This window comes from Vibrio sp. OPT18 (assembly GCF_015163615.1).
GTDB lineage: Bacteria > Pseudomonadota > Gammaproteobacteria > Enterobacterales > Vibrionaceae > Vibrio > Vibrio coralliirubri.
On the sequence record NZ_JADDYK010000051.1, the window covers coordinates 68,559 to 80,179 of the forward strand.

Below are 11,621 nucleotides of genomic sequence, written 5' to 3' on the forward strand. Positions count from 1 at the left end.
CGATGATTCATTAATGTCTCCGTTGTCGGTGACCATTGGTGATGACGTCCAAATCATGGCGAACGGTACGCTGGATATTACCGAGCCGAATTTAGCTGACGGTACGGTGACGACCAATACGATTGATGTAATGACGGCGCAAAGTGCCGATGGCGCAGTGATTACCCAGTTCACTTATGATGGTGGCACGGCTCAAACTCTCGATCCAACAATCACAGGTGAGCAGAAATTTACTTTCACTGAGGGTGATGTGTTCGTCACCATCGAAGGTAACGTGCGCTTTGAGCCAAACCGTGATTTAGACCACGAAGATGGCGATATCGTTAAATCTCTCGTCTTTACGTCAAGCGATGGCGATGTGGATGTTGAAACAGCCACTGTCACACTAACGATTATTGATGGTGATATCCCAACCATTGAATCGGTACCAAGCATCGCGCTTGCTGAAGCAGATTTAGCGGATGGCTCGTCACCAATTATGGGGGCAGTGAGTCAAACGGAAACCATCTCGTTCACTCATCAAAGCGACGATGTTGAGAAATTCCGTTTAGAACCAAGCGAGTTTAATACTAACAACGCGCTCAAGTCAGACGGCTTGATCATTGAGATTCGAGAAGAACCAACAGGCTCCGGCAATTATATTGGTTTCACGACTGATATTTCGAATGTCGAAACCACGGTATTTACACTCGATTTCAGCAGTTCCACTTTGGGTGAATACACCTTCACTCTTCTGGAAGCGATTGACCACACACCAATTCAAGGCAATAACGACCTAACATTTAACTTGCCAGTTTACGCCGTTGATACCGACGGTGATAACTCGTTAATGTCACCACTATCGGTGACGATTACCGATGATATTCAAGCTTTAGTCGCTGGCTCATTGACAGCGAAAGAGCCATCAACAGGTGTTGAAACATCCAATACTGTTGACCTTATGCCGGACAGCAGTGCGGACGGAGGGACATTAACGAGCTTCAGCTATGATGGGGAGGCTTTACAAACTCTTAATCAAAACATCGCAAGCGAGCAGTCGTTCACTTATGACGAGGGTACGCTATACGTCACTATAGACGGAAACATGCGATTTGAACCTGTGTCAGACCTCGATCATTCTGGTGGCGATATCGTCAAAACTATCTCGGTTAATTCAGTCGATGGAGATGGGGATATTGTCAGCACCTCTGTGTCGCTGAGGATAGAAGATGGCGATGAACCAGTGATTGACCTTATTCCTGATGTTGCTCTGAATGAAGCAAACTTAGCTGATGGTTCTGCCTCTACAGGGGCAGCTGTCAGTGAAACCAAAGTCATTACCTTTACTGATGGTAGCGATGATGTGACGCACTTTAGGGTCGATACCACGAACTTCAATTCGTCAGGCGCATTGAAGTCGAACGGCCTGGCAGTGGAAATTAAAGAGCAACCTACTGATTCGGGGAACTATGTTGGCTTTATTACCGGCGCTTCAAATGTTGAAACGAACGTGTTCACACTTGAATTTTCGGACAGTAATCTTGGTCAATATACATTTACGCTTTTAGAGGCTTTAGATCACGCTGATGGTAACCTTTCTAATACCTTAGATTTCGATATCCCTGTGATAGCGGTTGATGCCGACAACACCGATTCAGCATCGTCCTCTTTGAACGTCACCATTACCGACGACTTACAGCAAACGCAAGATCGTACTTTAAGTATTGTTGAACCTGTGACGACTTCAGGAGCAGGTGGCCCGCCAACTACAAGTATTGTCGATGTTATGCCTACAGAGAGTGCAGATGGTGCGACTGTTACCCAGTTTATGTATGGGGACGATGGGCCGTTTACGCTTGTTCAAACTGATTTTACAGAGCAAGAGTTCTCAGTTGCTGACGGACGGTTGTTCGTTAAGTTGGATGGCTCGCTCCGTTTTGAACCAGATAGAGACCTTGACCACTCGAATGGCGATATTGTTCGAACCATTACCGTGACAACAAGCGATTTTGATAATGATGTTGAAACCGCAACGGTGACGCTTACTATCACGGATGGCGTTGATCCTGTTATCAACATTGTCCCTGACGTTTACTTATCTGAAGTGAACTTATCCGATGGTTCAATGCCGACGGCAGGGCCAGTTAGTTCGACTCATACCATCACTTACACAGAAGGGAGTGATGACCTGAGTCATTTCCGAATCGCTACGAATGAATTTAATTTTGGCGGGTTACTGAAATCAAACGGTTTAGTCGTTGAATTGAAGGAGGAGCCAGCGGATTCGGGCAGCTACGTCGGATTCACCACAAACGGTTCCGGTGCAGAAACCGATGTCTTTACGATTAGTTTTGATAGTGTTAACAAGGGCCAATTTACCATTACCTTGCTGGAAGCACTCGATCACCTTAATGGTCTCAATTACAACGATTTGAATTTCCGCTTGCCAGTTTATGCTGTCGATACAGATGATTCTGAATCAACAAGACGAGATGTCGTTGTGACCATTGAAGATGACATTCAGCAAATGCAGGATGGGATTCTTACGATCACAGAACCAAGCTCTGGCACGCTGACAACAGCAACGGTTGATGTTATGCCCTTGCCAAGCGCGGACGGCGCGACCATCACCGAGTTTATTTACGATGGTGGATTAGCCATTTCGCTCGATCAGACCGTGACGGGTGAGCAAGAGTTTACCTTTACTGAAGGCTCTTTGTTCGTCACGTTAGATGGTGATGTTAGGTTCGAGCCAAATCGAAACCTTGATCATTCTGCCGGGAATATCGTTAAAAATATCGTTTTCACTTCATCGGATTTCGATAACGATATCTTCATGTCGAGTGTTCGACTGACCATCATTGATGGTGAAGGGCCCGCGCTGAATGTAGTACCCGGCGTTAACTTATCTGAAAGTAACTTAGCAGACGGATCTTCTCCTGACTCGGTGCTGATTAGTGAAACCAATACAATCACATCCATCGCTAGCAGTGACGACATTGCAAGAATTGTTGTCGACACGTCTCTATTTAACACTGGCGGATTAATCAAGTCGAATGGACTAGTGGTTGATCTAAGGGAAGAGCCAGCAAACTCTGGTGACTACTTAGCATTCACGACGGTTTCACCGGGCGTTGAGGTGCCTATCTTCACCTTAACGTTTGATAGTTCAAATCCAAGCATTTATACCTTTACACTACTAGAGCGACTAGACCATGCGCCTGGCAATGGCAACAATGAAATTACTTTCGATTTATCGGTTTATGCCGAAGACACCGATGGTGATGTGTCCGCTCCTAAGCAACTTGAAGTGGTTATCGGGGATGATGTTCAAGTGATGCAATCTGGAGACTTACAGGTCACTGAGCCAACCTCGGGCACGGTGAGCAGTAATGTGTTTGAAACAATAACGGGTCCAAGTGCAGATGGTTCAACAGTTACTAAATTTACCTATGATGGTGGGGCCGAGGTTCTTCTCGATCAAAACGATACTAATGAGCAAGTATTTGTTTACCCAGAAGGGACACTGTTTATTAAACTCAATGGTGATATTCGCTTTGAGCCGAATAGAAACTTAGACCATGAAAATGGCGATATCATTAAGAACATCGTTGTTGCATCTCAAGACCAAGATCTCGATCTAGAAGACGCAACCGTTAGGTTAGTAATTAGTGATGGTGCTCCACCGACGATTGATATCATTCCACCAGTGAGCTTGAGTGAAGTGAACTTAGCCGATGGTTCTTCACCAAGTTTACCTGTGAGCCAAACAGAGCAGATAACCTTTACTGCGGGTAGTGACGACGTTAGCTATTTCCGTATTGCGACCAATGAATTTAATGTCGGCGGAGCTCTAACGTCTAATGGATTAGCGATTCAATTGAAAGAGGACCCTTCAGTTGCCGGTGGCTATATAGGTTTTACTACGGAAGACCCTCTTCTTGGGCCAGAAGTTGAAATCTTTGAAATTAGCTTCTCATCGTCAGTGCTAGGCGAGTACACATTTACGCTCCTCGAAGAGATCGACCATGCGGACGTTCAAGGTAACAATGATCAACTATTTACCTTGCCTGTTTACGCGGTAGACACCGATGAAACCGATTCAGCAATGACACCACTCAGTGTCACCATTACCGATGACGTGCCTGAAATTACTGAGATAGAGGTTGGCAGCACCTTTGTTGTGGATGAAGAGGAGATTGGAACACCAACGCAAGCCTCGGGAAGTTTTGTGACGACCGAAGGAGCTGACCAAGTTGAAACTTACGAATTGAGAAATATCTCAATGTTGGAAGCGACGCTATCGTCTGGCAATGAAGGTATTAAGATCACTGAGATCACAGGTGCTGCTAACACGACCACCTACCAAGGTGCAACTGACCCTGGCGGAACGCCAATTTTCACATTAGTTCTGACTGATGATGGTGCTTACACATTTACCTTGCTTGGTCCTCTAGACCATGAGCTTAGCTCAGAGGCGAGAAATAAGCTGCCTATCTCCTTTGATGTAGTGGCTGTTGATAGTGATGGCGATGATTCCAACCAGTATCAATTACCAATTCAAGTCATTGATGATATTCCGGAAATGACGCCGCCGACGGGTGAAGTGATTGTCGATGAAGATGACTTAGCGGGTATAGGCTCTGACCAATCTGAAGATACCGTCATTAATGGTTTGTTTACCATTGATGAAGGTGCGGATGGTGTTGTGTTGTATGAGTTGGTTAACCCTGATGCAGTGCTAACAGGGCTTACGTCTAATGGTCAAGCCCTAGAGTGGCTTCCGGTTGTTGAGAGTGGTACGACATTTACCTACACAGCACAAACTGAGACAAGCAACGAGGCTGTGTTTGAGGTTGTGTTTGATACTACGGACAACAGCTATCAGTTTGAACTGTTTAAACCGCTCACACACCCCATAGCTGACGGTGAAAATAGCATACTGCTGAATTTCTCTGTCGTAGCCGAAGATTTCGATGGCGACCAGTCTAATGCAATCGCACTGGATATTACGGTCACCGATGACATTCCTCTAGTGACAACTCAGTCTATCTCTCGCCTAGAAGGGCAAAACTACAATGACTCTTTGGTTAATATGTTTGCGAGTGCAACAGACCCAGGTGCCGACGCTGCTGTGCTCACCCAAATAGAAGGTATTTCAAATAGTGGTGTTGATATCGTTTTCAGGAGAGGAACGAGTGGAGCATTTAGTGATAGTTATGACCTGAACTTAGGGCGCCAGCAGGTTCGTATTTATGAACAAACCGATGATGGAAGTGGAGGAACAGTAGAGAGAGAGTTGGGTCGCTTGCGTATAAACTCGAACGGTGAAGTCGAATTTAGAGCAAATGGTTATCTAGATCATGACGGCGATGAGATCAACTTCTCGATCAACGTAATTGCAACCGATTCGGATTTAGATACCTCAGAAACGCCACTGAATATTACTATCGTTGATCAGGACTCAACGGCTGTGTCGCTGAAAGTGACGACAACGGAGGATATTGGTCGTGATGCATCAATTGATTATGCAGCGGGTAGTGAACCAACAGACCTAGAAAACACCTTTGATAATCAAGACGGTCTAGCTGATGCACCTGCTCAAGTAGCATTGCAAGTAAACTTGTACGACCAAGATAACACAGAGGCGATCGGCCAACTGAAGATCTTCGATAATACAAACCATAGAGGTACATTCTATTACTTTGATGGTGCTGAATATGTGAAATTGTCGACAGATGTAGATGGAAACTATGTTCTAGATGGTGCAAATATCGTTCAGACTTTCATGCCTGATCCCGATGACTCAACTGATCCAAAAGATGTTATAGCTACCATCGATAATCTTTATTTTGTACCAGACCGAAACTTTAGTACCGGTAATGGTGGAGCCACAATAAATTATGAATTGGAGATCGACAACAACGGGGTACCTGACCATACGGTAAGCTCCAACTTTAGAATTGAAATTGAAGCCGTAGCAGATGAGGCTGAGTGGGATGATGCAAACAGCACTTATATTTATCTTCCTGATACAGACAGCATGGGTGCAGAGATTCCGGTGACGGAAGATGGAAATACCATAACTCTTAACCTCGAGGCTGATTCTCAAGATACTTCTCGCCCTGAAACACTCACATATCAACTTACTGTTGATGAAGGCGCTGGGAAGTTCACTCTATTGGATAGCTCAGGTAATCCGATAGGGCCTGTTGGAGGCCCATATGTTATTGATGCGTCAGATATCAATAGCACAGTCGTCGACCCGATTGATAACTTCTCGGGCACCATTAGCTTTAAAGTAGTAGCTTTGACGGAAGAAACCCGTAATCCATTCCTAGATGGCGATAATAGTGGTGCTAACAGTAAACAGGTTGCCACCTCTGAAGAACGAATATTAGTTATTGATGTACTTCCAGACGCCGACTTAGGCACCTTAAGCGTGAATCGCAAAACCATCAATGAAGATAATATTCTCGATCCAGATACTGTTGGAGATCCTAGCAATAGAGTCGCGTTCACTGTTGATGAAGTGATTACGATGACACCATCTGAAGATTTGGATACGTCGGAAACTCTATACGTACGCATCAATAATATCACTCAGGGGGCTGGGCTTTATTTACTTGGGACCGATACCCTTGTACCAACCGTGACAATTGAGGGTGTCGATTATCAAGAGATTCTTTACTCTGAACTTGCCAACGTAGAAGTGATACCCAAAGAGCACAGTAATGAAGACTTTAGTTTTGATATGTTAGGTGTTGTCAAAGACAAGGCAGATCTTTCAACGGGTGAAGTAGTTGATGAAATCACATTTGGTCCTAAAACAGTCAACGTTGAGGTCATTGGTGTTGCTGATGTGCCATTTGGTGGCACTAATGGTACCGATTGGGAAGAGTTTACAGATGGCGGTGTGAGTGGGGTACAAACCACAATCCAAGAGAGTCAAAGCGGAGATAACTACGCTGTTCTAGATTTCACGGTGTTGTCTGGTGAGAGAAAACCAGATGACCCGGCTGATGATCCTCTTGTCGGCGATGGTTCCGAATCGATAACTGTTATTCTATCAGGTATCCCTGAGGGCGTGGTAATCGAAGACGGAGATGGTACGGTTATTGACCTAAATTTCGTTGGGTATGAAGATGACATTAACGGAAACCCTGATTTAGATAAACCAATCTATGAAGCGAATATCACAGAGGAAGGTATTACTTCTGGTATCCGAATTCGTCCGATTGACTCGTCGACAGAAAATATTCATATCAAGGGGCAGATTGTCGTTACCGAGAACGATGGACACACCTTAACGTTTGATCAAGAAGTTCGAGTGTTGGTTGAACCTAGAATCGACACTTCTGCAACCTATAGCAACACCACAACCGGTGATGAAGACACCGCTATTAATATTGATTGGCATCCACAAGGTGATGATTACATTGATGATGACGAACATTTCACTTCAATTACCATTAATGGCATTCCAACGGATGTAGTCGCGGTGGTCAATGGTGATGTTACGGTCGATTCCAGCACGGCCGGCACCCTAATCATTACACCGAAAGACACCTCACAGACACCGGAGCAATTTACTCAGATTGCTTTGGCGAACAACTTTATCCAAATGACACCACCAGAAAACTCAAGCGTCGACTTTACGCTGACAACCGTCGTTGAGATGGAGGAGAGAGATTTCGAGTACACCGACGATGCGATTGTTGGTGAGGGCGGCCGAGTAGTTGCTAATCCAGCAATTACAGGCACCATCACAGTACAAGTTGTGCCTGTTGTGGAACCTAAAGATCCAGATGGAGATGGAGATGGAGTTGACGATAACTTTATCGTTTTCTCCAATGAAGACGGTAGTGGTGAGTTAACATCAATTACATCTGATGCTGCGGGTGTAATTAAATTCACAACCAATAGTGATAACCAAGCCGTAGATGGTGGTGGTATTGAGATCTTGGATGGTGAGTACGTTATCCGTTACAGAGAAGATGATGTCTCTCCTGTATTTCCTATCAACGAAGTCGTTAACGAGGTCGTGGTTCAGTTGACTACTACGTCTGATGGCGCGTTACCAGAAGATGTGTTGAGTCAACTGCTCGTGACTGGTGCAGTGTATGAGGGGGATGGCCGTTGGGTAGTCACAGATGAAGATGCATTTACGATTAGCGCACCTGAAGGCTTAGATCTAACAGCGCCATATGATGATGGTATCTCGACTAACACTAGCAGCATTAAGATGACGGTGTTTACTCAAGTTGAAGACTTGGGGGACGAATTGGGTGACCAGAATTCTGCGATTGCTCCAAGAGAGGGTAATGTTATTTTGACCTTCCCTGAAGAGATCGTTGGTGGAGGAGAAATTGCTGCTGATATCGCTGCAACTCCGAACCAGACAATCGACGCGATTGAAGATACTCAGCTCATGCTTGGTGACGCGCTTGAAAGTATCATTACTTTCAGTGGTGGCGATGTATTTAACGACGAAATTACCATCGTTATTGATGATACCGTGTTTCTTGACCCATCAGATCTTACCCAAACACTTAACATCAGCATCGGTGGTAGTGGTGAGATTGACTTCGTTAACGGCGAATATGTGTATCAGTCCACTTTGGTACAAGGTGTAACGCCAGACTTCTCTGATTTGGTGCTGAATTTACCCGCAGATTATTCTGGGGACTTTAAATTGCCATTTACGGTGATTACCAAAGACCTCATCTCTGGTGATGAAAATGTACTTGATACAAGCGCCATTATTAAAGTCTCCGCAGTAACTGACGTAGCGCCAACTATTTCTGTCGATATCGCGGGTTCTTTAGATGACTCGTTGGATCCCGTTGATATCGATGGCCAACCGGGGGCTGAAGCTGTGGGGTATGAAGACACCTATATTGTGCTTGATTTCTCGGGTTCGGTTGCAGACCAAGTTAATGGTGTTGAAGGCGGTAATGAGCGCTTCACCGATATTACTCTAACCTTAAGTGACACAAGTAATGGTGAATTTTACAGTGATACTGGAACGGCTTTAGGCACATCAATATCTTTCACTGAGACGGAAATTGATAATGGAGCCTTGTCTGGTGTTCTGTTTAGACCGAAAGAAAACTTCCCGACTTACGATGATGTAACTGATATGGATGTTGATAGCGTTAGCGTTACTGTGAGCGGTAATATTATAGACACTGCGACGTTCAACGAAGATGGCTCAACAACAACGGAAGATGCAACTCCCGAGTTTTTCTCAACGTCGGTTAGCTTTGACGTAGTTCCTGTGGTGGATGATATTGCGATCACTGGTCCTGGAACGAACGCAGATGTCATTGAAATAACGGGTAGTGAAGACCAAGAGATTTCACTCGCTGGCTCAAGTCCAGTGTCGATTGCTTTGACGGATTTAGATGGTTCGGAAGAGTTTGTCTCTATCAAGTTTACTGATGTCCCTGATGGCTTCCAATTCAGGGTAGATAACTCCTCAGACTTCACGGTTAAGAATAATGGTGGAGGCGTGTGGAGTGTCCAATTGCCTTCAAGTGTCTCGAATTCATTCGATTTGAGCGAAATATCGGTACTGCCTCCGAAAGATTTCAGCGGTACTTTTGAGTTTGGTGTTGAGGTGTTTACGCAAGAATCTTTGCTCGGTGTACCAACTAACGCAGGTACTCTGCCAAGTTTCCAAGTGCATGTACTTCCTGTAGGGGACGATATTGATACGGATCCGACTGATTCGGTAGTCGGTTTAGAAGGCGAAAATATTGATATTGAAATCAACACGACTATTCTGGATAACGCATTTTCTGCATCGGGGAGTGGGACTTATACTGAAAACTCGCCAGAAACCATCCGTGTTGTGGTCAGCAATGTTCCACAAGACGCGTCAATTTTGCATCCGGATGGAACAACACTAGGTATTTACGATTCAGCTTCTGATACATGGACGTTAGACGTAGATGCAACAGCACTCGATAAGATCGTGTTTAACTCCGGTGAGCACAATTCAGACACAGGTAATGCGCTTGGTATTGATACACCGTTGTCTATTTCTGTTCGCTCAGTAGATACAGATGCGGATAACACTGAGTATTTAGGGGCGGAAACCATTTTCAGTGTCGACTTGGTGGTTGATCCGATCAATGACCAACCAACCTTTGTCAATATTGAAAACTTAGAGACGCCGGAAGACACCTCTATTGCATTGAGTGATATATCGGGCTTTAAGATAGAGGACCCAGACGCCGTTTATGATGATCCGAACGCGATTTACACACTAACATTATCGGTCGATCAAGGTACGTTGACCTATACCTCTTCAACGGGTGTTACCTCTACGCCAACTAGTGGCAGCGCCATTGTTCTCACTGGAACTTTGGCCAATATAAATACTGCTCTGGATACAGGTAGTGTCAGATTCGAATTGGGTGCGGATGAGAATTACCTAAATCAGGGAGGTGTTGCGACAGTCACTGCCACTGTTGATGATGGTGGTAATAACGGTCTGATTGATGCTGGAGATCCGAATACCGCTCAAACCAATCAAACGACCTTTACCATTAAGGTAACGGAAGTGAATGATCAGCCAGTGGCAACGGACATCGACTTGGGCACGATTGCTGAAGATGATCAAATCGTAATTAAAGCTGAAGATTTGATTGCCGCATCAAGCGATCCTGAAGGTGATAACCTGACAATAACCGATGTCAGTCTCACTTCGGGTCAAGGGCAGTTGGACTACTTTGAAAACAGTGGTGGTGTAGATGCCCCGTCGATTACTGGCCCATATTGGGTTTTTGATGCCAACGATGAATACGATGCGACCAGTGGAAATATCAGCTTTACATATACCGTTCAAGACGATGGGCAAACCAATGGAGCTGATGACTTCCTAACAGACACCGGCGATTTGAGCTTAACTGTGACAGGTGTTAATGATTCGCCAATTATTAATGGTGACGGTGTCACGCCTGTCATTGACGAAGATGTCGAGCAATTGATTAGTGGTATTACCGTAGCAGACCCTGACTATGTAGGCGTTCATGCCGACGATTTCATGACGGTTACCTTGAGTGTCGATTTTGGTGCTTTATCGGTAACTCTGCCAGGAACAACCACTGTCACTGTTAGCGGGCAGGACACAAGCTCAATCATACTGGAAGGTACACCGGCGGATATCAATGCAATCATTAATACACCAACCAACCCTGTTGGCGTGTTTGTGAATACGCAATATATCCCATCGAACAGTATTCAGTTACAAGTGGTAGCTCAGGATAGTGGTAATCCATCTGGCATTATCATCGAAACACCACCAGAAGAGTTTACGATACAGGTGACACCAGTGGCTAACGTGCCAACGTTATCGATTGACCCTGCATCTAACTACGTGAGAAACATTACTGCGAGCCAGTCAGTGAGTGCGAGTGGTATTCCTTTGGTTGGAATTATCGCGGCATTAACGGACATTACAGAAGAGCTAACGCTGCACATCAGTGATGTACCTGCAGGTGCTCAAATCACCAGTGACGTTGGTTCTGTGACTGATCTCGGTGGTGGTGTTTGGGTGGCAACGGCAGATGCGATCGATAGCTTGCAGGCAGTAGGCCTTTCTCAAACTCCGGGCAACTACACGCTTAAAGTGG

General features: G+C 45.1%; 1 protein-coding gene. It reads left to right on the plus strand.

Going from position 1 to position 11,621, the window contains the following annotated elements; all coding sequences use genetic code 11:
* Positions 1-11,621, plus strand: an 11,621-nt coding sequence (locus IQQ51_RS12945) for a cadherin-like domain-containing protein (RefSeq protein ID WP_193841284.1), incomplete at both ends; no start/stop codon positions are given.